We start from the raw sequence: 24,309 nt of genomic DNA, 5'->3' as shown, positions 1-24,309 counted from the left end.
TCAGGGCGGGGGGACGTCGCCCTTACAAAAATTTCTGCCGGACTTGCGCACCCGCAGCGCCGCAGGCGCGCAGGGCGCGAGGACGGGGTGTGCTTTCTTTTGGTTACTTTCTCTTTGCACAAGCAAAGAAAAGTAACTCGCGCCCGACAGGGCGTGAAAGCTCTGCTTTGTGTTCAACTGTCCAGAACATCCCAATGGACGTGAAGCCCTGCTCTGTTTTAAACCCCAGAACCGCGCAAGCACACAAACCACGCCACGCTTCAACATCACCCAGCGCCGCACCCTCATCCGCCCTTCGGGCACCTTCACCCGGCGGGAGAAGGGAAACGCCCGGCACGGGTCTCGATCGCACAGCTCACACGTTCAACAACAGGAACTCCCGCTCCCACGAACTGATGACCCGAAAGAACGTCTCGTATTCCTTCCGCTTCACCGAGATATAGGCCCGCACAAACCGCCGCCCCAACATCGCCTGCAACGCATCGCACCTCTCCAGCCCATCCAGCGCCTCGCCCAAGGAACGCGGCAGATCGTAGCCCTGCTCCTTGCCGTTGCTGCTGATCGGGGCGGTCGGCTCCAGCTTTTCGCGGATGCCCAGTAACCCGCAGGCCAAGGTCCCCGCCATCGCCAGATACGGATTGGCATCGGAACCGGCAAACCGGCTTTCCACCCGCATGTTCTGCGGCGCGTCGATCGGCACCCGCAACCCGCAGGTACGATTGTCGAAGCCCCACAGCACATTGCTGGGCGAGACCTCGCCGAACATCAGCCGTCGGTACGAATTGACGTTGGGCGCCAGCAGCCCCATCGCCAGCGGAATGTATTTCTGCAGCCCGCCCAGATAGTGCGCGAAGGTGTCGCTGAACCCGCCCTCGCGCTTGCCGCTGAACACGTTCTTTCCAGTGCCGGCATGCAGCAGGCTCTGGTGGATATGCATCGCACTGCCCGGCTCGGTTTCCATTGGTTTTGCCAGAAACGTGGCGTACACGCCGTGTCGCAACGCGGCTTCGCGCATGGTGCGCTTGAACAGAAATACCTGGTCGGCGCGCGACAAGGCATCGGCGTGGGTGAAATTGACTTCCAGCTGCGCGGCGCCGGATTCGTGGATCAAGGTATCCACGTCCAGCTCCATCGCATCGCAATAGTCGTACATCAGATCCAGGATCGGGTCGAACTCGTTGACCGCATCGATCGAGTACGACTGCCGCGCGGTTTCCGGGCGTCCGGAGCGTCCGGCCGGCGGCAGCAAGGGGAAATCCGGATCGGTGTTCTTCTGCACCAGGAAGAACTCCAGCTCCGGCGCCACCACCGGTTGCAGCTTGACCTGCGCATACGCATCGAGCACGCGACGCAGCACATTGCGCGGTGCCAGTTCGTGCGGCTGCCCGTCCTTGGTGTAGCAATCGTGGATCACCTGCGCGGTGGGGTCGGCAGCCCACGGCACCATGCGCACGGTGGACGCGTCCGGGCGCAGATGCATGTCCGAATCCGATGGCGAGGTCAGCGCGTAGTAATCGTCCGGAAAATCGCCGGTGACGGTGGTGGCGAAGATGCCCTCGGGCAGACGGGTGCCGTAATCGTGCGAGAACTTGTCGGCCGGAATGATCTTGCCGCGCGCATTGCCGGTGATGTCCGGCACCAGGCACTCGACCTCGGTGATGTGGCGGTCCTTGAGCCAGCGGCGCAGTGCGCTTTCCGGCTGCTTGGGCGTGGATGTGCGCGAACGTGTGCGGATCGACATACAACCTCACTGACCGCGCTGAGCGGCATAACGGCGACAGGCCTCGCCGAAGGACTGAAAGATGGCACGGTAGAACGGATGCTGTGTGACACGCCATTCCGGATGCCATTGCACGGCAAGCAAAAACCCCGGCCCCGGGCCGCGAAAGGCTTCGATCAGGCCATCTGGCGCGGTCGCTTCGACCAGCAGGCCATCGGCCAGCGTGGCGATGCCCTGCCCATGCAGGGAATTGACCCACACCTCGGCCGCGTCGCTCATCCCGGCCAGCCAGCCGCCGGGCTGCAGCTGCAGCGGATGCGCGGGGCCGTATTGCACCTCCAGCGGCGCGCTGCGGTCTTCGCGATGGTCGGCCAGTCCTGGCACCGCATGCACGCGTTGATGCAGGCGCCCGCCAAGCGCGACATTGACCTCCTGCAGGCCACGGCAGATCGCCAGCACCGGCAGGCCGCGCGCCAGCGCCTGCGGAATCAGCCCAAGGCTGGTGGCATCGCGCGCCGGATCGTGCGGATTGCCCTCCCAGCTGGATTGGTCGCTGTAGTGGCGCGGTTCGATATTGCTGACCGCCCCGGTGAGCAGCACGCCGTCCAGTCGATCCAGCCACACCCCGGCATCCAGGCTGGGCTGCAGGCTCGGCAGCAGCACCGGCATGGCCCCGGCCGCGTCCACGACCGCACGGATGTATTTTTCGCCGGCCGCCAGAAACGGATGCGGCCCTTGCGCGATGCGATCGGTCGGCAATCCGACCAGCGGCACGACAGCCATGCAGACATCCCGATGCGGTGCGTTGAACGGCAGATGCGCTCGAACTTACCGCGCCGCTGCCGCCATTGCCACTGGCCGCGCCCTTGCATGGTCGCAAACGATCACGCGTGCTTTGCTAGGCTGGGCGGCGACTTCGCAGGTGGTGCCCATGGCTTCCGAGAATTCCGTCGCATCGCTGCCCGCTGCCGATGCCGCCACGCTGGCGCGCATCGCAGGCTGCCACGCCATCGACCTGCTCTTGCCCGACACCAACGGCGTGCTGCGCGGCAAGCGCGTCACTGCCGATGCGCTGCACAAGGTCTACCGGGATGGCGTGTGCCTGCCGATGTCGCTGATCGCCACCGACATCAACGGGAACACCGTGGAGGAAACCGGGCTTGGCTATGCCATCGGCGATGCAGACCGCATCTGCCGGCCGATCGAAGGCTCGCTGCGCCCGGTGCCGTGGGCGCCGCAACCGATGGCGCAGCTGCTGCTGGCGATGCACACGCCGGACGGCAACCTGTTCGAGGTCGCACCGCGCGCAGTGTTGCAGCGGGTGGTGCACGGCTTTGCCGCACTCGGGTTGACCCCGGTGGTGGCGGTGGAGCTGGAGTTCTACCTGTTCGATGCCCTGCCCGATGCGCAGGGACGCCCGCAGACCCCGCGCGACCCGGTCACAGGCATCCGCAGCGACAGCACCCAGGTGTATGCGTTGCAGGACCTGGACGACCACCGTGGCTTTACCGATGCGGTCGCTGCTGCCTGCCGCCAGCAAGGCATTCCCGCCGACACCGCCGTGGCCGAGTACGCACCGGGCCAGTTCGAGATCAACCTGCAGCATCGCGCCGATGCGGTGGCCGCCTGCGACGAGGCGATCCTGCTCAAACGCACCATCAAGGCCATTGCGCAGCAGCAGCGCATGCTGGCCAGCTTCATGGCCAAGCCCTTCCCCGGGCAGGCCGGCAGCGGCTTGCACCTGCATGTGAGCCTGCTCGATGCCGACGGGCACAACGTGCTGGCCGGCCCGGCGCAGATGCCTGCCGACCGCCTGCGCCACGCCATTGCCGGGCTGCAGCGGCATGCAGAGGCATCGTTGTTGTTGTTTGCCCCGCACGCCAACAGTTACCGACGCTTCGTCAGCAACGCCTTCGTGCCGCTGGATGCCAGCTGGGGTTTCAACAACCGCACCGTGGCGCTGCGCATCCCGCATAGCGATGCCGGCAACACCCGTATCGAACATCGCATCGCCGGCGCCGATGCCAACCCGTATCTGGCCGCGGCCGCGGTGCTGGCGGCCATCCTGGATGGCCTGCAGCAACCCGCCGAGCCCACGCCGCCGATCAGCGGCAATGCCTATGCGCAAGGGGTCTTCGAGCCACGCACCTGGCAGGGCGCGGTCGATGCGTTCGTGTCCAGCGCGTTTATCGGCACGCAGTTGGGCACCCAGTTCCGGCATGTGTTCGCACAGCAGAAGCAACGCGAGCTGCTCGACTACCAGGCGCTGGTGCCGGACCTCGATTACGCCCGGTATCTGCGGACCGTGTGATGGGCAGCCCGGCCACCGCGCTACCGCACGCCGACACTGCCGTAGGCGGCTATCCGGACAGCTGGTACGCGCACAGCGCCCCTGCCCTGCCCGCGCAGCCACGCCTGCGCGGCGCCGAACGCGCCGACGTCTGCATTCTCGGCGCCGGCTATACCGGCCTGACCGCGGCGCTTGCGCTGGCCGAAGCCGGCTACCGGGTCGTCGTGCTGGAGGCGCGGCGCATCGGCTGGGGCGCTTCCGGTCGCAACGGCGGCCAGGCCATCGTCGGCTACGGCTGCGAACAGGACACCCTGGAAGCGCTGGTCGGCGATGCAGATGCGCGGCTGCTGTTCGATTTCTCGCGCGATGGCATGCGCCTGCTGCGCCAGCGCATCGCGCGCCATGCCATCGCCTGCGATTGGCGCGATGGTCACGCCCATGTCCCGCTCAAGCCGCGCCAGGTGCGGGCGCTGCAACACGGCATCGTGCGCATGGCCGAACGCTACGACTACCCGCTGGAGTGGTGGGACCGCGCCCGCACCCGCCAGGTGCTGGACAGCCCGCTGTATCTGGGTGCGATGTTCGACCCCGCCAGCGGCCATCTGCATCCGCTGGCCTACGCATTCGGCCTGGCGCGTGCGGCACTGGCGGCCGGCGTGCGCATCTTCGAGGACGCGGCGGTGACCCGCCACGCCCCCGGCGCGCAGGTGACGATGCACACCGCCCAGGGCAGCGTGACCGCCGACTTCGGCGTGATCGCCGGCAACGCCTTGCTGCGCGGCATCGCCGCGCCGCTGGAGCAGCGCATCATGCCGGTCGGCACCTATGTCGGTGCCACGCCGCCGCTGGGCCAGGCGCGTGCGCATGCCCTGATCGGCAACGACATGGCGGTGGCCGACACCAACTGGGCGCTGGACTATTACCGGCTCAGCGCCGATCACCGGCTGCTGTTCGGCGGGCGCGCCAGTTATTCCTCGCGCCCGCCGGCAGGCCTGCAACGCCTGATGACCCGGCGCATGCACACCGTCTTTCCGCAGCTGCGCGATGTGGGGCTGGAGACCGTCTGGGGCGGCTACGTCGACATCTCGCGCAACCGCGCGCCGCACTGGGGCCGGCTCGCGCCGAACCTGTATTTCGCCCAGGGCTTCTCCGGCCACGGCGTGGCGGCCACGGGTCTGGCCGGCCAGGTGATCGCCGAGGCCATCGCTGGCCAGAGCCAACGCCTGGATGTGTTTGCGCGTATCCCGCACCGGCCGTTCCCTGGCGGGCAGCGGCTGCGCACCCCCCTGCTGGTGGCGGCCATGAGCTGGTACCGCCTGCGCGACGCGCTGTGGTGACTACGCCATCGAGGGCATCGCAAGCTGCGACGAAGCGCTCAAGTTTTGACGAGCAGGGCCGTTAGCTGATCTGACGGTTCGATCCACACGGCCAGCCGATGTCCCCAGGTACCCTACATCGCAATAGTGAAAGCGCAGTCCTGCCGCAACGCGTGTTGCTGGTGGAGAACTCGCGCACGTTCACCAGCATGCTGCGCGAAGCCATCGAGCAACGCGTGGAACTGCCGGTCACGGTCGTCTCGACCCTGGCCGAAGCGGCGCGCGTGCTCGACGAAGAGGACGGTTGGTTCCTGGTCCTGACCGGCCTGGTGCTGGTCGACGGCGACCGCGACAAGGTCGTGGAGTTCTTCCTCTCGCGCAACCTGCCGACCGTGGTGGTCAGCGGCGTGTACGACGAGGATCTGCGCCAGCGCGTGCTGCAGCAGCAGATCATCGACTACGTGCTCAAGAACGCACCGGGCAGCATCGAATATCTGGCGTGGCTGGTGCAGCGCCTGGAGCGCAATCGCCGCATCGGCGCGTTGGTGGTGGACGACTCGTTGTCTGCGCGCACCTATGCCGCCGCCCTGCTGTCGATGTACGGCTACCGCGTGGTCCTGGCTGCCGACGGCGCCGCCGGCCTGGAAGCGATCGAACGCGACCCCGGCATCCGCCTGACCATCGTCGACCAGGAAATGCCGGGCATGGAAGGCGTGGAGTTCACCCGCCGGCTGCGCGCGCTGCGCTCGCGCGACAAGGTGGCGGTGATCGGCATTTCCGGCAACAGCGACTCGTCGCTGATCCCGCGCTTCTTGAAGAACGGCGCCAACGACTTCCTGCGCAAGCCGTTCTCGCGCGAAGAATTCTTCTGCCGCGTCTCGCAGAACGTGGACCAGCTGGAATTGATCGGGACGTTGCAGGACCTGGCCACCCGCGACTTCCTCACCGGCCTGCCCAATCGGCGTTACTTCCTGGAACAGAGCCAGCGGGTGATCCCGCAGTTGCTGTCGCAGGATCAGACGGTGACCGCGGCCATGCTGGATATCGATCACTTCAAACACATCAACGACACCTGGGGCCATGAAGCCGGCGACCAGGCGTTGCGCGCGGTGGCCGCATCGGTCTCCGGGCATGCCCGCCCGCAGGACCTGGTGGCGCGTTTCGGCGGCGAAGAATTCTGCCTGCTGGTGCCGGGGCTGGATGCAGCCAATGCCACCAGCTACTTCGAAACCCTGCGCGAAAGCATCAGTGCGCTACGCGTACGCGTGGGCGACGACACGCTGAGCATGACGGTGAGCATCGGCGTGTGCATCGCGACCGAAGGCGACCAGTCGCTGCATCACCTGTTGAACGAAGCCGACAAATACCTGTATCTGGCCAAGGCCGGCGGCCGCAACCAGGTACGCCTGGCCAGCTGAGCGCGCCTGCAGCAACGCGGCAGCGGCCGGGACGCAGCCCAAGGCGCGTCTTTTGAAGCCCCGTAGGAACGCACCTGGGCGCGACCAAGCGTTAGCGATCACCCACCCTCTCACGCCAGCACCCGCGCCTGCGGCAATCGCGTACCAAAGAGCGTCTAGCGACGCGAACGCCGCGCCACCGTCAGCGCGAGCAGGCTCAGCACTGCGGCTGCGCCAAGGTAGTAACCCACCGCCTGCACCCCGTAGCGTGCCGCCAGTTGCGTGGCCACATACGGGGCCGGTGCCGCGCCCAGGATGCTGGCCAGATTGAACGACAGCGACGCGCCGGTATAGCGCACCTCGGTCGGATACAGCTCCGCCAGCAAGGTGCCGCAGGGACCGTAGGTCAGCCCCATGAAGAAGAAGCCCAGCCCAAGAAAAACCAACACCTGCAATGGGTGCTGGGCCTGGAACAACGGCGCAAACGCCAGCCCGAACGCAATGATGGCGATGCTGGCCAGCATCATCGCCAACGGTGCGCCGTGGCGATCGCCGAACTTGGCCGACAGCGGAATGCCCAGCGCAAAGAACACGATACCGGCCATCTGCAACAGCAGAAATTGTTCCTTGTCGTAGCCCAGCGTCTTTGTGCCATAGCCCAACGCGAACACGGTCATCAGATAGAACAGCACGAAGGTGGCGAATGCGCCCAACGTGCCAATGATCAGCGCCGGCCAGTGCTGCGAGATCACACTGCCCAGCGGCAGCCGCACGCGCGTGTCGCGGTCCAGGGTCTTCTGGAAATCCGGCGTTTCGGTGATGCTCAGGCGCACCCATAGGCCGGTGATCACCAACAGGGCGCTGGCCAGAAACGGCACCCGCCACCCCCACTGCATGAAGGCCGCATCGTCCAGCAATGCGCCCATCCCCAGGAAGGTGCCGGTGGACAGCAGAAAGCCCAACGGCGCACCCAGCTGCGGAAACATGCCGTACCACACGCGTTTGCCCGGCGGTGCGTTCTCGGTGGCGAGCAACACCGCTCCGCCCCACTCGCCGCCCAGACCCAACCCCTGACCGAACCGGCACAGCGCCAGCAGCAGCGGAGCCCAAACCCCGATCTGCGCATAGCCGGGCAGCAGACCAATGGCGACCGTGGACAGGCCCATGGTCAGCAACGCCGCCACCAACGTGGCCTTGCGGCCTACCCGATCGCCGAAGTGGCCGAAGACCGCCGAGCCGACCGGCCGCGCGATGAAGGCCACCGCAAAGGTCGCCAGCGACTGCAGCATCGCCGCGCTGCCGTCGCCGGCCGGAAAGAACAAGGTCGGGAACACCAGCACCGCAGCGGTGGCATAAATGTAGAAATCGAAGAATTCGATGGTGGTGCCGATCAGGCTGGCGAACAGCACGCGCGCGGGTGAATTGATGGGCGTGGCGAGCGGCGCGGCGGCAGTCATCGTTGATCGGCATCCAGACAAGACAAGACGGCCGATTCTGGCAGATCGCCGCGGCTGTTTGCGCGGACCAACCGGCCTGGAAAAAGTTACAGACGTGACCGCCTGGCGCGTGGGCCATGCCATCTTCCTCCCTGAAGGGAGCCGACAAAACGTAGCGAGCAGTCGTCAGATGAGCAGGGATGGCCTGCTAGCAATGCGTTGATCGAAAAGACGGATGATCTGCGACTTGGCTGCCGGGCCGTCGTTCGCCCACCATCGAGGGAAACGCTGCAACTACGGACTGGTCGAATAACGAAGATAGATCACTTGTAGGGCTGATGATCTTCAGCTTTGGCTGCAGGACCCTTGCCCGCCCACCATCGCAGGACACGCTGCAAGTACGTCCTTGCAAGCTCTTACGCGGCATCCATGCCGCGTAAGGTCCCGCGACGGTGGGCGGGCAAGGACCAGTCGAGATTGTCGGTGTGCATGGTGTTCAACAACGCAGCCAGCAAACTGTCTGGTGCGGTGAGGGCACCGCGCACTCGACCGACTCGGCGCCTGATCCAAGCTTCCGAGTCACCATCGACCGTGTACTGCAGTGCTTCGTTCTTCAGTAACGTCACCAGCCAACTCTCTGGTGCGGTGCCCGCATCGCTTGCGGGACCGTTGGTGGCATGGATGCCGCCGTCGAGTCCCCATTGACGGGTTCACGGCGTGTCACGCATGCGTTGAGGGCATCGTGCACTCGACCGACTCGGCACTTGATCCAAGCTTCCGACCTCAGCCAAACAGCGCCAGATGTTCAACACAGCAATCCAGAAGATTGCTTAATTGCCCTGCGGCGCCTGCACCGTTGCACGCTGCGCCTGTGCCGCCAAGCCGACTGGCGTCAGCACCGCGAATTGCCGCTCGCTGCGTTCTTCCACGTGGATCCAGCCCGGGCCGGGCTGGCCATCCAGGTTGGCACTGCCCAGCCAGGCGAGCGTGCGCAGCAGCACGCTCATGCGCACGCCCAGCTGTTTGCACAACCTTGCCAGCGACACGCCATCGGGCGTGTCGGCCAGCGCCTGCAGCAACTGCGCGGTGAGCTGCGGATCAGCGGACAAGTACCGCTCCGATATCGCGCGGCGCCGCATCGGCGGTTTCGGCGCGGTGCGGCAGCACGATCACCGGAATCGACTTGGAGGTCGGCGTGCGCGCCTCGTCGGCAAAACTCGACAATGGCACCAGCGCATTGGTTTCCGGGTAATACGCGGCCAGGCAGCCGCGCGGAATGTTGTAGTCCACCAGCAGGAAGCGCCGCGCCTCGCGGCGCACGCCATCCTCGCACAGGCTTTCCAGGTCCACCCAGTCGCCGGCCTTCATGTTCAATGCGGCAATGTCGGCGCCGTTGATGAACAGCACGCGGCGCTCGCCGAACACGCCGCGGTAGCGATCATCCAGCCCGTAGATGGTGGTGTTGTACTGATCGTGCGAGCGGGTGGTGGCCAGCGTGAACACCATTTGATCGCCGCGCGAACGACGCGCGCGATGGATCGGGTTGTCGGTGGGCACCGCGTGCGATTTGAACACCGCACGCTGCTCGGGCGTGACCCAGTTGCGGTCGCGCGCGGTATTGGACAGACGGAAGCCGCCCGGCGTACGCACCCGCTGGTTGAAATCGGCAAAGTCCGGGAACACCTGGGCGATCAGGTCGCGGATGCGGTCGTAGTCGCCCACCAGCCAGCGCCAGCGGATGGCGCTGCGCGCACCCAAGGTGGCTTCGGCCATGCGCGCCACGATCGCCGGCTCGGACAACAGGTCCGGCGAGGCCGGCGGATTGATGCCGGCCGACAGGTGCACCATGCTCATCGAATCCTCCACCGTCACGCCCTGCGAGCCGGCGTCCTGGATATCGATTTCGGTGCGCCCCAGGCAGGGCAGGATCAGCGCATCGCGTCCATGCACCAAGTGACTGCGATTGAGCTTGGTGGTGACGTGGACGGTGAGCTCGCAGTTGCGCAGCGCGCGATGGGTGGCATCGGTATCCGGCGTGGCGGCGGCAAAATTGCCGCCCATCGCGAAGAACACCTTGCCGCGCCCATCCAGCATCGCTTCGATCGCACCGACGGTGTCGAAGCCGTCTTCGCGCGGTGGCGCAAAGCCGAACACCGACTGCAGCTTGTCCAGGAACGCGGCCGGCGGTTTTTCGTAGATCATCATCGTGCGGTCGCCCTGCACGTTGCTGTGTCCGCGCACCGGGCACACGCCTGCGCCGGGACGGCCCAGATGGCCGCGCAGCAGCAGCAGGTTGGTGATCATGTGGATGGTGGCCACCGAGTGCTTGTGCTGGGTGATGCCCATGCCCCAGCACGCGATCACGCGCTCGGCCTTCAGGTAGATTTCGCCGGCCTTGCGCAGCGCCGCTTCGTCCAGACCGGACTCTTCGACGATGGTGTCCCAGCTTTCGGCATGCACATCGGCAGCGAATGCGTCGAAATTGGCGGTGTGCTCGGCGATGAAATCCAGATCCAGCAGACGCGGCGTGCCGTCGCGCTGGGCCTGCGCATCGCGCTCCAGCACGTGCTTGATGATGCCCTTCAATGCCGCCAGGTCGCCGCCGATCTTGAGCTGGAAGTAATCCGAGGCGATGCGCGTGGAGCCGTTGTGCAGCATCTCGAGCTTGTCCTGCGGGTCGGCGAACTTCTCCAGCCCGCGCTCGCGCAGCGGATTGAACGCCGCAATCGCCGCGCCGCGCTTGGAGGCCTGGCGCAGCTCGCCCAGCATGCGCGGGTGATTGGTGCCCGGATTCTGGCCGAAGATGAAGATGGCATCGGCCAGTTCGAAATCGTGCAGCGACACTGTGCCCTTGCCCACGCCGATCTGCGAACGCAGCGCGGTGCCGGACGGTTCGTGGCACATGTTGGAGCAGTCCGGGAAGTTGTTGGTGCCGAATTCGCGCACGAACAATTGATACAAAAATGCCGCTTCGTTGCTGGTACGCCCGGAGGTGTAGAAGATCGCCTCGTCCGGCGTCGCCAGGCCATTGAGATGGCCGGCGATCTGCGCAAACGCGTCGTCCCAGCTCACCGGCACGTAATGGTCGGTGGCGGCGTCGTAACGCATCGGGTGGGTCAACCGACCCTGCCCTTCCAGCCAATAGTCGCTGTACTGCGACAACAGGCTGACGCTGTGCGAGGCGAACAGTTCCGGCCCGGCGCGGCGCGCGGTGGATTCGGCGGCCACGGCCTTGGCGCCGTTTTCGCAGAATTCGAAGGTGGAGGTATGGTCGCGATCCGGCCAGGCGCAGCCCGGGCAATCGAAGCCGTCCGGCTGGTTGGCGTGCAGCAGCGTCTTGGCGCCCTGCACCGCGATGTCCTGTTCCATCAGGTGCTTGGCCACCGAGCGCAATGCGCCCCAGCCGCCTGCGGGATTGTCGTACTGCTTGATGGTTTTCTTGCTCATGCGGGCTCTCCCACGGCAACGCCCAGATCCAGGCGTTGTGGATGGCTGTAAACAACACAATCGTGATTGCGGGCAAACCCGATCAGGGTCAGTCCCGCGCTGTCGGCCAGGCTGATCGCCAGCGCAGTCGGTGCGGAAATCGCTGCCAGCAGCGGAATCCGGGCCTGCGCAGCTTTCATGGCCATTTCGTAACTGGCGCGGCTGGTGACGACCGCAAACCCTTGCGATGCATTGATGCGCGCGCGCGCCAATGCACCGATCAATTTGTCCAAGGCATTGTGGCGCCCGACGTCTTCGCGCACGAGCTGCACCACCCCGTGCGCATCCGCCCAACCGGCCGCATGCACCGCGCCGGTCTGCGCGGCAATCGGCTGCTGCGCATGCAACGCCTCCAGCGCACGCGCCAACGCATCGGCATCGATCTGCAGCGTCGACTGCAGCCGCGGCGGCACGCGCAGCACCGCCTCGATCGATTCGTTGCCGCACACGCCGCAACCGCTGCGTCCATCCAGGTTGCGCCGCCGCTGATCCAATGCGGCCGCGCGCTCGGGCGGGATCTCGATCTGCAACGAAGCGCCTTCCAGGAAAGTTTCCACCGCGACCACGCGCAGGTCCTGCGCATGGTCGACGATGCCCTCGCTCAACGAGAAGCCGAGCGCGAAATCCTCCAGGTCCTCCGGCGTGGCCATCATCACCGCGAACGGCACCTGGTTATAGATCAGGGCAACCGGCATTTCGGCCGCCACCATGTCCTGCACCGTGGCACCGCGACCGCCGCGATGGCGGACGACCGTGCGCACCACACTACCGGGGCGCACTGCGCGGGAAGACGGACTGGTCATCTCACCTCAATGGAACAGCACGAAGGCTTTCTGCAGCGTCACCCAGATACCGAACGCCATCGGGATGCCGACCGCCAGCCAAGCGAACGCGACCAGCGCGGGATTGCCGCCATGCCCGATGCGCGCCATCTGTTCCGGCGGCAGCACCGCATGCCCGCTGCGGTCGACCTTCTCGTGCGCCAGCTGCTTTTCGCGTGCCAGTTCGTCCGGCGTCATGAAATGACGCGCGGCCACCGGGCGCACCAACAGATTGCAGATCAGGCCGAGCACGAGCATGCCGGCGAGGATGTACATGGTGGTGTTGTAGACCTGTGACGGCGGGCTGCCGTGCGCCAGCTGGTACTCGCGCATATAACCCACCACCACCGGGCCCAGGATGCCGGCGGTGGCCCAGGCGGTCAGCAGACGGCCATGGATGGCGCCGACCATCTGGGTGCCGAACAGGTCGGCCAGATACGCCGGAATGGTGGCGAAGCCGCCGCCATACATCGACAGGATGATGCAGAAGATGCCCACGAACAGCGCGATGCCGCCCACGCCGCCGGCCGACGGCGCCGCCGCATACAGGCAGATGCCCAGCACGAAGAACAGCGTGTAGGTGTTCTTGCGGCCGAGCTTGTCGGACATGCTGGCCCAGAAGAAACGGCCGCCGATGTTGAACAGGCTGAGCAGGCCGGTAAAGCCGGCCGCGATCGCCGCGATGCTGGCCAGCTGGGTCGGATCCAGGCTGCCGAAGCCGATATCCACGCCGATCAACCGGCCGCCGAACACTTCCTGCAGCATCGGCGAGGACATGCCGATCACGCCGATCCCGGCCGAGACGTTCAGGCACAGCACGCCCCACAACAGCCAGAACTGCGGAATGCCCCAGACCTTTTTCACGTGCACGTGGTTGGCGGTGATCATGGCGTTGTTGCTGGCCACCGGCGCGGTCCAGCCGGCGGGCGTCCAGCCGCTCGGCGGCACGCGGTAACCGAAGGCGCCGGCCATCATGAACACGAAATACAGCGCAGCCATCACCAGGAAGGTTTCCATCACGCCCACCGAGGTGGGGGTGGCGAAGTGGCGCATCAGCGCATCGGCCAGCGGGCTGCCGATCATCGCACCGCCACCGAAGCCCATGATGGCCATGCCGGTCGCCATGCCGCGGCGGTCCGGGAACCATTTGATCAGGGTGGACACCGGCGAGATGTAGCCCAGGCCCAGACCGATGCCGCCGATCACGCCCGAGCCCAGCCACAGCATCCAGATCTGATGGAAGTGGATGCCGGCCGCCGAGATCACCAAGCCGCCGCACCAGCACAGCGCCGAGACCACGCCGGCCTTGCGCGGACCGGCGCGTTCCAGCCAGCCGCCCCAGATCGCCGCCGAACAGCCCAGCAGCACGAAGAACAGCGTGTACATCCACTGCAGCTCGCTGATCTTCCAGTCGCAAGTGGTCGCCACCATGCGCGCGAACAGGCCCATGTCGGCCGGGCAGGCGATCGATTCGGTGATGCCCAGCGCCTTGGACAACGGTAGCCAGAACACACTGAAGCCATAGGCCATGCCGATGCACAGGTGGATCGCCAGTGCAGCCGGCGGAACCAGCCAACGATTGAACCCCGGACGCGCAACGATGCGCTCCTTGGACAGCAGACCGGCGTCTGCGCCACTGGCTGTCGCCACGGTGGATCCTTGCGTCATTCCCATTTCCCCAAGATAAAAAGTGCGATGAATACGATTGACGGCTGCGATGGATGTGGCGTGCTCCGATCAGACCGGCGACGGCAATCAGACCCGACAGGGGCCGGTCTGGCGCATCATCGGCGATCCTCGCGTCTTTGCAATGCTCGGCATCGCCTCGCAGCGTTCCATCGCCCTGCCACAGCCGCGCCACGCAAGCCTTCCTTGACGTTAGCGGCAGGCATTGCGACTAATTGACTAGTTCTTAAGGACTAGATCGCGCGGCATGCCAGGCCCGGCTGGTGCGGTGCCGCGGTCGGCCAGGGTGACCGCCACCGCGCAGGCTGCCGTAGAGTCGTGCCATCCCCGTCAAGGAGCCTGCGATGCACGACCACCCTTCGCACGAGACCGCCGGCGCGCTACCGGCGACGCCGCAGCTGGATGCGTTCTGGATGCCGTTCACCGCCAACCGCCAGTTCAAGGCGCGCCCTCGCCTGCTCGCCTCGGCCGCAGGCATGCATTACCGCGATGTCGACGGCCGGCAGATCCTGGATGGCACCGCCGGCCTGTGGTGCTGCAATGCCGGACACGCGCGCGAACGCATCGTGGCGGCGATTCGCGCACAGGCCGGCACGCTGGATTTCGCCCCGACCTTCCAGATGGGTTCCCCGCTACCGTTCGAACTCGCGCAACGCCTGGCCGCCATCGCACCGCCCGGCCTGGGCCATGTGTTCTTCACCAACTCCGGCTCAGAGGCGGTCGATAGCGCGATGAAGATCGTGCTGGCCTACCACCGCCTGCGCGGCGAAGGCCAGCGCACCCGCTTCATCGGCCGCGAGAAGGCGTATCACGGGGTCGGCTTCGGCGGCATGTCGATCGGCGGGCTGCCCAACAACCGTAAATGGTTCGGCCCGCTGCTGGCCGGCACCGACCATCTGCGCCACACCCTGGATCTGCAGCGCAACGCCTATTGTCGGGGGCTGCCGGCGCACGGCGCTGAGCTGGCCGACGACCTGGAGCGGCTGATCACCCTGCACGACGCCTCCACCATCGCCGCGGTGTTCGTCGAACCGGTGTCCGGCTCGGCCGGGGTGATCCTGCCGCCGGACGGCTACCTGCAACGGCTGCGCGCCATCTGCGACCGCCACGGCATCATCCTGGTGTTCGACGAGGTGATCACCGGCTTCGGCCGCGTGGGCGAGGCGTTCGCCGCGCAGCGCTTCGGTGTCACGCCCGACATCATCACCGCCGCCAAAGGCCTGACCAGCGGCACGGTGCCGATGGGCGCGGTGCTGGTGGCCGATGCGATCCATGACGCCTTCATGCACGGGCCGCAAAACGCCATCGAGCTGTTTCATGGCTATACCTACTCCGGTCACCCGCTGGCCTGCGCGGCCGCGATTGCGACCCTGGACACCTATGCCGAGGAAGGATTGTTTTCGCGTGCGATCACGTTGGGGCCGCACTGGGAAGACGCGCTGCACAGCTTGCGCGGGCTGCCGCACGTCATCGATATCCGCAACATCGGCCTGATCGGTGCGATCGAGCTGGCGCCACGCGATGGCGCGCCCGGCGCACGCGGCTACGAGGTGTTCGAGCGCTGCTTCCATGACGGCGGCCTGCTGGTGCGCGTCACCGGCGATGTGATCGCACTGTCGCCACCGTTGATCGTCACCGCCGAGCAGATCGGGCAGATGGTCGAGACGCTGGCCGGCATCCTGCGCCAGGTGGACTAGCGGCGACAGGCAGGAGTGCGCTGCAGCCGGTGCCAGGCGGCCCATGACCGAGACCGCATGGCCGCGTCGCACTGGCTCCCGGCGCACGCGCCGACCTGCTGATGCCGGCCTACCGCGGCGCGTTGAGGCCGCGCCCGACGTCGCTCGCGTGTCACGGGCGCGGGTACCACGTCAAGCGCGCAAAGCCGGAGCAGGCTCTCTACAATGCCGGCCCCGTACTCCCCCCGCAGTTGCCCCATGAACCTCGTTGTCAAAGAAGAACTCAAGGCCTACATCGACCCGCTGACACCTGACGAGCACGAGGCGCTGGAGCGCAGCCTGCTGGCCGAGGGCTGCCGCGATGCCTTGGTGTTGTGGGGCGATGTGCTGGTGGACGGCCACAACCGCTACGGCATCTGTCAAAAGCACGGGCTGCCGTTCCAGACCGTGCAGAACCCGCGCTTTACCTCGATGCAGGATGTGCACCTGTGGATGATCGAACAGCATCTTGGCCGGCGCAGCGTGTCGGACTTCCAGCGCGGCGTGCTGGCGCTGCGCAAGCGCGAGATCCTGGCCGCACGCCAGCGCAGCCAGCGCGACGCCGATGCCGCCGCCGAGGCGCCGGTGGTGGACGACGAACAAGCCGACACCGGCCTGGATGACAGCGCCGCCCGTGCGACCGACGATACCGACAGCCCACCGTGGGAAGAAACCTCCACCCCGGTAAGCCGCGCCGAGCTGGCACGCGAAGCGCGCCTGAGCAGCAACCAGGTGGTGATGATCGAGCGCATCCACAAACAGGCTGCGCCGGAAGTGGTGCAGGCAGTGAAGGCCGGCGAGATCTCGATCAGTGCTGCGGCCGCCGTGGCCACCTTGTCGGAAGACGAGCAACGCGCCGCCGCGCAGGCCGGCAAGGCCGAACTCAAGCAGGCCGCCAAGCGCGTGCGCGACGCCAAGCGCAAACCCAAGCCCGACGAGGCCGAAGGCGGCGAAGCCGAGCGCCGCGACGTCAAGGCCCTGCAGCGCCGCGTCGCCGAACTTGAAAACGAAAACGCCGCGCTGCAGGCCAAGGTGACCGCATTGCAAGCGCAGCTGGAGCGCCTGCGCGGCTGATCGGGCGCCCGCCGGCCAACCGCATCCCGTAGGAGCGCACCCGGGCGCGACAGGCCGTCCCGACACAGCCCCTCGCGCCCGGGTGCGCTCCTACAACCGCAAGAGTCTCGTGATCGCCCCGGCACAAGCGCAGCGATGACATCTGCGCGGTTGAGGCCCCCCGCCGGCCAACCGCACCCCGTAGGAGCGCACCCGGGCGCGACAGGCCGGCCCGATACAGCCCCTCGCGCCCGGGTGCGCTCCTACAACCGCAAGAGTCTCGTGATCGCCCCGGCACAAGCGCAGCTGGAGCACAGGCACGGAACGCTCGGCCACCACCCACCGCGCGCGACGGCCCCATCTGCCGTGGACATGCCTTGGTCAAACGACTGGGTACACTTCGCGGATGGAACCCAGTCTCGGCACTCCCCGCCCCATCGATCCCCGTCGCGCCCAGCTGCAGCGCATGAAACTGCTGGCGGTGGCCTTGCTGCTGGCGATGTTCGCCGGCTTCGTGGTCAGTCACCTGATGGGCGAGCAAGGCATCTGGGCGTGGGTGTCGGCCTTCTGCGAGGCGGCCACCGTGGGCGCCCTGGCTGACTGGTTTGCGGTGGTGGCGCTGTTTCGCCGCCCGATGGGACTACCGATCCCGCATACCGCCATCCTGCCGCGCGGCAAGGAACGGCTGGCCGACGGATTGGCGGTGTTCGTGCGCGACCAGTTCCTCGCCCCGGCTGCGTTGATGGAAAAGCTGCGCGTGTTCGACCCAGCCACCCGCCTCGGCGAATGGCTGGCCAAGCCCGAGCAGGCGCGCATGCTCGCGCAGATGGCGCGCGGCTGGATGTTGCAGGCGCTGGAGCTGCTGGACGAAGCCGCGGTACGCCGCGCCATCCAGCGCTTCGTGGTCGATCGCCTGCGCAAATGGAATGCGGCCGCCACCGTCGGCGATGTGTTGGCCTTGCTGACCACCGACGGGCGCCATCAGAAGTTGCTGGACGAAGTGCTGCTGCGGTTGGGCGAATGGCTGGACCAGGAACAGGTCAAGACGCGCGCGTCCGCATTGATCGTGCGATACGCGCGCCGCGAGTGGCCCAAGCTGGTCGGCACGGTGAACTGGGTCAAGCCGATCGAGGAGATCGGCGACAGCCTGGCCGACCGCATGGCGCGTGCGGCCATCGAAGAACTGCAGGACATCCTCAAGACGCCCGAGCATCCAATCAGGCTCGACTATGAAGCGTGGCTGCAACGCTATATCGCGCGCCTGCGCGACGAGCCGGACATGGCTGCGCGCGTCGAAGAACTCAAGCAACGTGCGATCGAACATCCCGCGCTGCAGGAATACGTGCAGGGCCTGTGGGGCGAGATCCGCGATGCGCTGCGCAACGATCTGGCACGTGAGGACTCGTCGATGGCCGCGCACATGGAGCGCTCCATGCAATCGCTCGGCCAGGCCTTGGCGCAGGATCCGTCGCTGCGTGACGCACTCAACCAGCATATGCTGCAGGCAGCCGACAAACTCACCACGCGGCTGCGTGCATCGGTGACCGACCATATTGCATCGACAGTGAAAAGTTGGGACGAACGTCACCTCGTCGAACAATTGGAATTGGGTGTGGGACGCGATCTGCAATACATTCGCTTCAACGGGACCTTGGTCGGTGGATTGATCGGCCTTTCCCTTCACGCATTATCGATCTGGCTATCGTTCTGATGCATTGAAATGACGTTGATCGCCCAACAGGCCAGCATGCAGCGACCGGGGACACTGCACGCAGCCGGATGATCGTCAGGCGGTACCACGAGGTCGACGTTGCCGTCGGCCAGCACACTGGGCACGCAACAGGCAAGGCGAAGGAACGAAGATGCCGAATGGCCGCTGGGATCTGCGCAGGAAATACGGGCGCCGCGCCTTTATCAGCGCACTGCTGATCCTTACCGCAGGTTTGATTGCCGCCATCGTGACCGGTGTCTGGCTGCAGCGGCATAACGAGCTCGAGCGCGAGCAACGCTTCCAGTATGTCGTGCGAGCCCTGGCGCGCAACGTCAGCGAACGCATGTACACCTTCGAGCACGGCTTGCGCGGCGCGCGCGGTGCGGTGATCGGCGCCGGCAGCGAGGTCATCAGTCGAGAACGCTTTACCCTGTACAGCCGCTCGCGCGATTACGCACGCGAGTTTCCCGGCGTCCTGGGTTACGGCTATATCCATCGGGTCGCGCCTGCCGACGAGGAGGCGTTCCTGCAGACCGCGCGCGCCGACGGTGCGCCGGATATCCATCGCCGCCTGCTGGCACCGTGGGATGGCGAACGCTACATCGTGCTGTACTTCGAACCGGAGTCGTCGGGCAACCGCCCCATCGGTCTGGACATCGCATCCGAGCCGCGCCGTCGCGCCGCCGCATTGCAGGCCGCGCGCAGCGGCGAGCCGATCATGACCTCGCCGGTGTCGCTGTCGGGCTATCGCGTGCCCAGCGAGAGCGGCTTTCTGGTGTTGCTGCCGGTGTATCGCGAAGGTATGCCGTTGCAGACGCCACAGCAGCGCATGGCCGCCACCAACGGCTGGGTGTACGCGCCTTTCAGCGTCGAGCAGATGGTGCGAAGCGCGTTGGGCGAGCGCGACGACGTGGCGCTGGACCTGTCCGACCGCAACGAGCCCACGCATAACTTCTACCGCAGCGGCACCCCGGCCGCCGCCAGCGCGCGCTGGCGGCCGGTGGTGCAACAGTTGCCCATCTATGGGCGCACCTGGATCATCACCGCCCACCCCACCGCCAGCTTTGTGGCATCGCTCAACCAGACCTCGCCATGGCTGGTAGGCAGCCTGGTCATGGCAGCGTCCGCCTTGTTTGCCGCGTTGCTGGGGCTGTACTTCAGCAACGGGCTGCGCCGCGAAGAAGTATTGCGCAAGCAGATGGAGCTGGCCGCACTGGTCAGCCATTCCAGCGAAGCCATCGTGGCCGAAACCCCCGATGGCCGCATCACGCACTGGAACCCCGCCGCAGAAGCGATGTTCGGTTACACCGCCGAGGATGCGATCGACCAGGACCTGACCCTGCTGCTGTCGCCGCAACCGTATGCGATACCGCGCATCGACCACGCCGATGACGCATTCCCGGCCAATGCCTCGGCCGCGCAGAGCATGCGGCACCGCGATGGTCACCACGTGCATGTGCTGGCGAGCAAGGCGCCGATCATCGAACCGGATGGCACGCTCAGCGGGCACTCGCATTTTTTCCGCGACATTTCCGAGCGGGTGCGCTCGCATCAACGCATCCTCGACCTCAATGCCTCGCTCGAACATCAGGTAGCCGAGCGCACCAGCGAACTGGTGAAGTTCTCGGTCTTGCAGCGCGCGATCCTGGCGCATGCCGGGTACGCCATCATCGCCACCGATTCCAGCGGCTTTGTCACGCTGTTCAATCGCGCCGCAGAAAAGCTGCTCGGCTATCACGCAGAGGACGTGATCGGTCGGCGCAAGGCCAGCCAGTTCGTCGAACCGGAGGAACTGCAGGAACGCGCGCACCTGCTGTCCGAACAGACCGGGGTGCCGGTGGCGCACACGCTGGAAGCGGTGGCCGCCCTCACCAGCCTGGGCCGCAGCGACACCAGCGAGTGGACCTATGTCGGTCACGACGGTCGCCGCCTGCCGGTGCTGCTGACCTTGAGCACGCTGCGCGACGACAACGATCAGGTGATCGGTTACCTCGGCGTTGCGGTGGATCTCACCGAGCAGAAGATGCACGAACAACAGCTGCGTCTGGCGATGGATGCGGCCAAGAGCGCCAATCAGTCCAAGTCCGATTTCCTGGCCAACATGAGCCACGAAATCCGCACCCCGATGAACGCCATCCTGGGCATGCTGTACCTGCTTCAGCGCAGCGAGCTGCCTGGCGCGGCGCAGGACATGGTCACCAAGATCGACCGCTCCGCACGCACCTTGCTGGAAATCATCAACGACATCCTGGACTTTTCCAAGATCGAGGCCGGGCGCATCGATCTGGAACGCGCACCGTTCGATCTCAATCAATTGTTCGACAACATCGCCGACCTGATGCGCTCCTCGCTCAGCGCCAAACCGGTGGAGATGATCGTCGAGCCGTTGCCGCGCGACAGCCGCTGGCTGTTGGGCGATGCGCTGCGGATCAACCAGGTGCTGGTCAATCTGGTCGGCAACGCGATCAAGTTCACCGAGCAGGGCGAAGTGGTGCTGTCGGTACGGCGCTTCCCCAGCGGCGATCCGAACAGGATCAAGCTGTTGTTCTCGGTGCGCGATACCGGCATCGGCATTTCCAAGGAAAAGCAGAGCCTGATCTTCTCGCCGTTTCTGCAGGCCGATACCTCTACCAGCCGGCGCTATGGCGGCAGCGGGCTGGGGCTGACCATCAGCCGACGCCTGATCGAACTGATGGGCGGCGAGCTGGAAGTGGAAAGCGTGCCCGGCCGCGGCAGCGAGTTCTATTTCGTGGTGACCCTGGAAAAAGCCGCGCCACCCAACACGCAGCAGGACCTGCCTGCGCTACCGCCCGAAGCGATGCCGCGCGTGCTGATCGCCGACGACCACGATGCCGCGCTCAGCAATCTGGTGCGCATCACCACCGACCTGGGCTGGCGCGTGGACGCAGTGGCCAGCGGCCAGGCCGCGCTGGCCGCGATCGAACAGGCCAGCGAGCCCTACGACATCTTCCTGCTCGACTGGCGCATGCCCGACATCGACGGTGTGGCGATCGCCCGGCAAATCCGCGCACGTGCCGCCCCTGGCCCGCATCCGGTGATCGTGATGGTCACCGCCTACGAGCGGCGGCTGCTGGAGCAGCATCCCGAACAACAGGATCTGGACGCGGTGATGACCAAGCCGGTGACCAGCGCCGCACTGCATCGTCTGGTGGAGCAATTGGTCGACGAGCGCCCGGGCGCGCGCCCGGTCACGCCGACCTTCGTGAGCCGACGGCTGGAAGGCACGCACCTGTTGCTGGTCGACGACAGCGAAATCAACTGCGAAGTGGCGCAGCGCATTCTCGAGGGCGAAGGCGCCATGGTCACCGTCGCCCACGATGGCGAGCAGGCGGTCAACACCCTCAAGCGCGCGCCGGATCTGTTCCACCTGGTGTTGATGGATGTGCAGATGCCGGTAGTGGATGGCTACGAAGCCACCCGGCGGCTACGGCAGATCCCTGCCCTGGCCAGCCTGCCGGTGATCGCGCTGACCGCCGGCGCGTTCCGCCCGCAACAGGAAAAAGCGCTGGAAGCAGGCATGAACGGTTTCATCGCCAAGCCATTCAACGTCGAGGAACTGGTCACCGCGATTCGTCACTTCATGCATCCCGGGATCAAGCGCGTTCCCTCGCTGCCGCACGAAACCAACCTGGCCAATGGCCCGGAGTGGCAGCACGACAACCCCGAGCTGCTGGACGCTGCACGCGCGCGCAGCCTGTGGCGCGAGCGCGAGCCGTACGCGCGTTACCTGAGCAAGCTGCTGCGCGACAATCCGGACCCGGCCGAGGTCGCGGCCGAACATCTGCGCCGCAACGAACTGCCGGCCATCGGCGCCATGGCGCACAAGTTGCGCGGTGCGGCGGGTTCGCTGGCGCTGCCGGCACTGGCCGGGGCGGCAAGCGATCTGGAAACGCGCATCGAAGACGGTCACGACATCACTGCCTCGTTGATCGCGCTCAAGAACGTCATGCAACGCACCGCCGAGGCGATTGGCGCTTTTTTGCAACACGACCAAGCCACCACGGCAGCCAACGACGACGATGTCGCACTGGACGCCAACAGCCTGCAGATCCTGGAGGCCGCCCTGTCCACCGACGACGCCGACAAGATCGACCAGGCGCTGCTGACGTGCGCACCGCACCTGCCACCGACGTTGCAGGAAGAGCTGCAACGCGCCGTGGAAGATTTCGACTTCCGCCGTGCCCAGGCCACCCTGCACGACTGGCAGGCCACCCACCCACGCTGACGGCGCTCTCCCGTGCCGTCGGCAAGGACTCCCCATGCCGTCCCGTCCCCTGCTGTGTGTCGACGACGAATCCAGCAACCTGGCGACCCTGCGCCAGCTGTTGCGTGACGACTTTCCGCTGGTGTTCGCCAAGACCGGCGGCGAAGCGCTGGATGCGGTGGCAAGGCACGCGCCTGCGTTGATCCTGCTGGACGTCGAGCTACCGGACATGGATGGCTACGCGGTGGCACGCACGCTCAAGCAACACCCCTCCAGCAATGCCATCCCGATCCTGTTCGTGACCTCGCGCAACAGCGAACACGACGAGCGCGCCGGGCTGGACGCCGGCGCAGCCGATTACGTCAGCAGGCCGTACTCGCAGGCCCTGCTCAAGGCGCGCATCAACACCCAGCTCAGGCTGGCCGAAAACGCGCGCCTGGCACAGCAATACCGCGATGCGATCCATCTGCTGGGCACTGCAGGCCAGGGTCAGGACGCGGACACCGGCGCGCATATCTGGCGCATGGCGGTGTATGCACGCGTCCTGGCCGAAGCCGCCGGCTGGTCGCCGCAACAGGCACAGACACTGCAGGATGCCGCGCCGCTGCACGACGCCGGCAAGATCGCCGTACCCGGCAGCATCCTGCACAAGCCCGACGCGCTGGACGAACACGAACGCTCGGTGGTGCGGCAGCACCCGCAGGCCGGGCACGACCTGCTGCGGCACGGCCGTGGACCGGTCTTCCAGCTGGCCGCCGAAATCGCGCTGCATCACCACGAATGCTGGGACGGCAGCGGCTATCCCAGCGGCCTGGCCGGCGAGGCCATTCCGGAATCGGCCCGTATCGTCGCTGTGGCCGATGTCTTCGACGCACTGTGCGGGCGACGCGCATACAAGGCGCCGTGGACGGTAGAAGACGCCATGCGCAAGCTCGAAAGCATGTCGGGCAAGCAACTGGAACCGCGTCTGGTGCAGCATTTCCGCAATGCCCTGCCGCGCATCCTGGAGATCAAGGACGCCTGGGACAGCCGAAGCGCACAGCGCTGATCCAGCGCTTTACGCTGCTTATTGCGTAGTGCTTGCTGCTTGGCACTTGCTGCTTTGCACTTGCTGCTTTGCACTTGCTGCTTTGCACTTGCTGCTTTGCACTTGCTGCTTGGCACTTGCTGCTTGGCACTTGCTGCTTGGTACTTGGTGCTTGGTACTTGGTGCTTGGTACTTGGTGCTTGGTGCGTACTGCTGGATGCTGGGTGTTGAGTGCTGGGTGTTGAGTGCTCGCGAGCGAGGCACGATCGACATGCACATCACTTCCCTTCTCCCACCGGGAGAAGGTGGCGCGTAGCGCCGGATGAGGGTACGACGCCACCATTGCCCCCCTCGCCCCCCGACATCGCCCTCACGCAATACGCTCGCTTCGCCATACACGCTTACACACGACCGCCCGAACGCTGG

General features: G+C 66.1%; 15 protein-coding genes. 8 read left to right on the top strand and 7 right to left on the bottom strand.

Annotation, left to right across the window (positions count from 1 at the left end):
* Window positions 1–355 precede the first annotated feature (355 nt).
* Window positions 356–1,741, bottom strand: a complete 1,386-nt coding sequence (locus tag Y887_RS14790; RefSeq protein WP_046965070.1) for a glutamine synthetase family protein — start codon at window positions 1,739–1,741, stop codon at window positions 356–358.
* Window positions 1,742–1,747: 6 nt separating this feature from the next.
* On the bottom strand, window positions 1,748–2,503 hold the full coding sequence (locus Y887_RS14785; RefSeq protein WP_046965069.1) for a gamma-glutamyl-gamma-aminobutyrate hydrolase family protein: 756 nt from the start codon (window positions 2,501–2,503) through the stop codon (window positions 1,748–1,750).
* 148 nt (window positions 2,504–2,651) lie between these two features.
* Here Y887_RS14785 and Y887_RS14780 point away from each other — a divergent pair, with 148 nt between their 5' ends.
* From Y887_RS14780 to Y887_RS14770, 3 genes are all read left to right on the top strand, one after another.
* Window positions 2,652–4,031, top strand: coding sequence for a glutamine synthetase family protein (locus Y887_RS14780; protein ID WP_046965068.1), 1,380 nt, complete (start codon window positions 2,652–2,654; stop codon window positions 4,029–4,031).
* Window positions 4,031–5,347 carry an NAD(P)/FAD-dependent oxidoreductase gene (locus tag Y887_RS14775; protein WP_046965067.1) on the top strand — a complete coding sequence of 439 codons (1,317 nt, stop codon included), beginning with the start codon at window positions 4,031–4,033 and terminating at the stop codon, window positions 5,345–5,347. The genes Y887_RS14780 and Y887_RS14775 overlap by 1 nt, the downstream gene beginning before the upstream one ends.
* 98 nt (window positions 5,348–5,445) lie before the next feature.
* Window positions 5,446–6,744, top strand: a complete 1,299-nt coding sequence (locus Y887_RS14770; protein WP_046965066.1) for a diguanylate cyclase — start codon at window positions 5,446–5,448, stop codon at window positions 6,742–6,744.
* A gap of 155 nt (window positions 6,745–6,899) precedes the next feature.
* Here Y887_RS14770 and Y887_RS14765 read toward each other — a convergent pair whose 3' ends face one another.
* The 5 genes from Y887_RS14765 to Y887_RS14745 all read right to left on the bottom strand — a co-directional run bounded on the left by Y887_RS14765 (window position 6,900) and on the right by Y887_RS14745 (window position 14,134).
* On the bottom strand, window positions 6,900–8,180 hold the full coding sequence (locus Y887_RS14765; protein WP_046965065.1) for an MFS transporter: 1,281 nt from the start codon (window positions 8,178–8,180) through the stop codon (window positions 6,900–6,902).
* An 809-nt stretch (window positions 8,181–8,989) separates the two neighbouring features.
* Entirely contained in the window at window positions 8,990–9,268 is a 279-nt protein-coding gene (locus Y887_RS14760) for a hypothetical protein (RefSeq protein ID WP_046965064.1), read from the bottom strand.
* Window positions 9,258–11,606 (bottom strand): FdhF/YdeP family oxidoreductase, encoded by a 2,349-nt coding sequence (locus Y887_RS14755; RefSeq protein ID WP_046965063.1) that lies wholly within the window; start codon window positions 11,604–11,606, stop codon window positions 9,258–9,260. Before Y887_RS14755 ends, Y887_RS14760 begins: the two co-directional genes overlap by 11 nt.
* Complete coding sequence (gene fdhD / locus Y887_RS14750; RefSeq protein ID WP_046965062.1) at window positions 11,603–12,448, bottom strand: formate dehydrogenase accessory sulfurtransferase FdhD; 846 nt, start codon at window positions 12,446–12,448, stop codon at window positions 11,603–11,605. Before fdhD ends, Y887_RS14755 begins: the two co-directional genes overlap by 4 nt.
* Window positions 12,449–12,454: 6 nt before the next feature.
* Window positions 12,455–14,134 carry an OFA family MFS transporter gene (locus Y887_RS14745; protein ID WP_046965061.1) on the bottom strand — a complete coding sequence of 560 codons (1,680 nt, stop codon included), beginning with the start codon at window positions 14,132–14,134 and terminating at the stop codon, window positions 12,455–12,457.
* 362 nt (window positions 14,135–14,496) lie between these two features.
* On the opposite strand from Y887_RS14745, the gene aptA reads away from it, so the two are divergent.
* The 5 genes from aptA to Y887_RS14720 all read left to right on the top strand — a co-directional run bounded on the left by aptA (window position 14,497) and on the right by Y887_RS14720 (window position 23,904).
* Window positions 14,497–15,849: an omega-aminotransferase AptA gene (aptA, locus tag Y887_RS14740; protein ID WP_046965060.1), complete on the top strand. Its 1,353-nt coding sequence runs from the start codon at window positions 14,497–14,499 to the stop codon at window positions 15,847–15,849.
* A 237-nt stretch (window positions 15,850–16,086) separates the two neighbouring features.
* Window positions 16,087–16,941 carry a plasmid replication/partition related protein gene (locus Y887_RS14735; RefSeq protein ID WP_046965059.1) on the top strand — a complete coding sequence of 285 codons (855 nt, stop codon included), beginning with the start codon at window positions 16,087–16,089 and terminating at the stop codon, window positions 16,939–16,941.
* Window positions 16,942–17,326: 385 nt separating this feature from the next.
* The gene (locus Y887_RS14730) at window positions 17,327–18,631 is read left to right on the top strand and encodes a DUF445 domain-containing protein (RefSeq protein WP_046965058.1); all 1,305 of its coding nucleotides are present in this window, start codon (window positions 17,327–17,329) and stop codon (window positions 18,629–18,631) included.
* 151 nt (window positions 18,632–18,782) lie between these two features.
* Window positions 18,783–22,877 carry a CHASE domain-containing hybrid sensor histidine kinase/response regulator gene (locus Y887_RS14725; RefSeq protein WP_046965057.1) on the top strand — a complete coding sequence of 1,365 codons (4,095 nt, stop codon included), beginning with the start codon at window positions 18,783–18,785 and terminating at the stop codon, window positions 22,875–22,877.
* A 34-nt stretch (window positions 22,878–22,911) separates the two neighbouring features.
* A complete protein-coding gene (locus Y887_RS14720; RefSeq protein ID WP_046965056.1) occupies window positions 22,912–23,904 on the top strand; it encodes an HD-GYP domain-containing protein in 993 nt (330 codons plus the stop codon).
* Window positions 23,905–24,309: the final 405 nt, after the last annotated feature.

It is taken from the genome of Xanthomonas pisi DSM 18956 (assembly GCF_001010415.1).
In the GTDB taxonomy this organism is placed as follows: domain Bacteria; phylum Pseudomonadota; class Gammaproteobacteria; order Xanthomonadales; family Xanthomonadaceae; genus Xanthomonas; species Xanthomonas pisi.
Note: the sequence above shows the minus strand (reverse complement) of the source record. Positions and strands in the feature narration are given on the sequence as shown.

Bases quoted from the DNA above. Each gene is read 5' to 3' on its own strand.
- Y887_RS14790 (WP_046965070.1), bottom strand. From the start codon at position 1,741: ATGTCGATCCGCACACGTTCGCGCACATCCACGCCCAAGCAGCCGGAA.
- Y887_RS14785 (WP_046965069.1), bottom strand. From the start codon at position 2,503: ATGGCTGTCGTGCCGCTGGTCGGATTGCCGACCGATCGCATCGCGCAA.
- Y887_RS14780 (WP_046965068.1), top strand. From the start codon at position 2,652: ATGGCTTCCGAGAATTCCGTCGCATCGCTGCCCGCTGCCGATGCCGCC.
- Y887_RS14775 (WP_046965067.1), top strand. From the start codon at position 4,031: ATGGGCAGCCCGGCCACCGCGCTACCGCACGCCGACACTGCCGTAGGC.
- Y887_RS14770 (WP_046965066.1), top strand. From the start codon at position 5,446: ATGTCCCCAGGTACCCTACATCGCAATAGTGAAAGCGCAGTCCTGCCG.
- Y887_RS14765 (WP_046965065.1), bottom strand. From the start codon at position 8,180: ATGACTGCCGCCGCGCCGCTCGCCACGCCCATCAATTCACCCGCGCGC.
- Y887_RS14755 (WP_046965063.1), bottom strand. From the start codon at position 11,606: ATGAGCAAGAAAACCATCAAGCAGTACGACAATCCCGCAGGCGGCTGG.
- fdhD (WP_046965062.1), bottom strand. From the start codon at position 12,448: ATGACCAGTCCGTCTTCCCGCGCAGTGCGCCCCGGTAGTGTGGTGCGC.
- Y887_RS14745 (WP_046965061.1), bottom strand. From the start codon at position 14,134: ATGACGCAAGGATCCACCGTGGCGACAGCCAGTGGCGCAGACGCCGGT.
- aptA (WP_046965060.1), top strand. From the start codon at position 14,497: ATGCACGACCACCCTTCGCACGAGACCGCCGGCGCGCTACCGGCGACG.
- Y887_RS14735 (WP_046965059.1), top strand. From the start codon at position 16,087: ATGAACCTCGTTGTCAAAGAAGAACTCAAGGCCTACATCGACCCGCTG.
- Y887_RS14730 (WP_046965058.1), top strand. From the start codon at position 17,327: ATGGAACCCAGTCTCGGCACTCCCCGCCCCATCGATCCCCGTCGCGCC.
- Y887_RS14725 (WP_046965057.1), top strand. From the start codon at position 18,783: ATGCCGAATGGCCGCTGGGATCTGCGCAGGAAATACGGGCGCCGCGCC.
- Y887_RS14720 (WP_046965056.1), top strand. From the start codon at position 22,912: ATGCCGTCCCGTCCCCTGCTGTGTGTCGACGACGAATCCAGCAACCTG.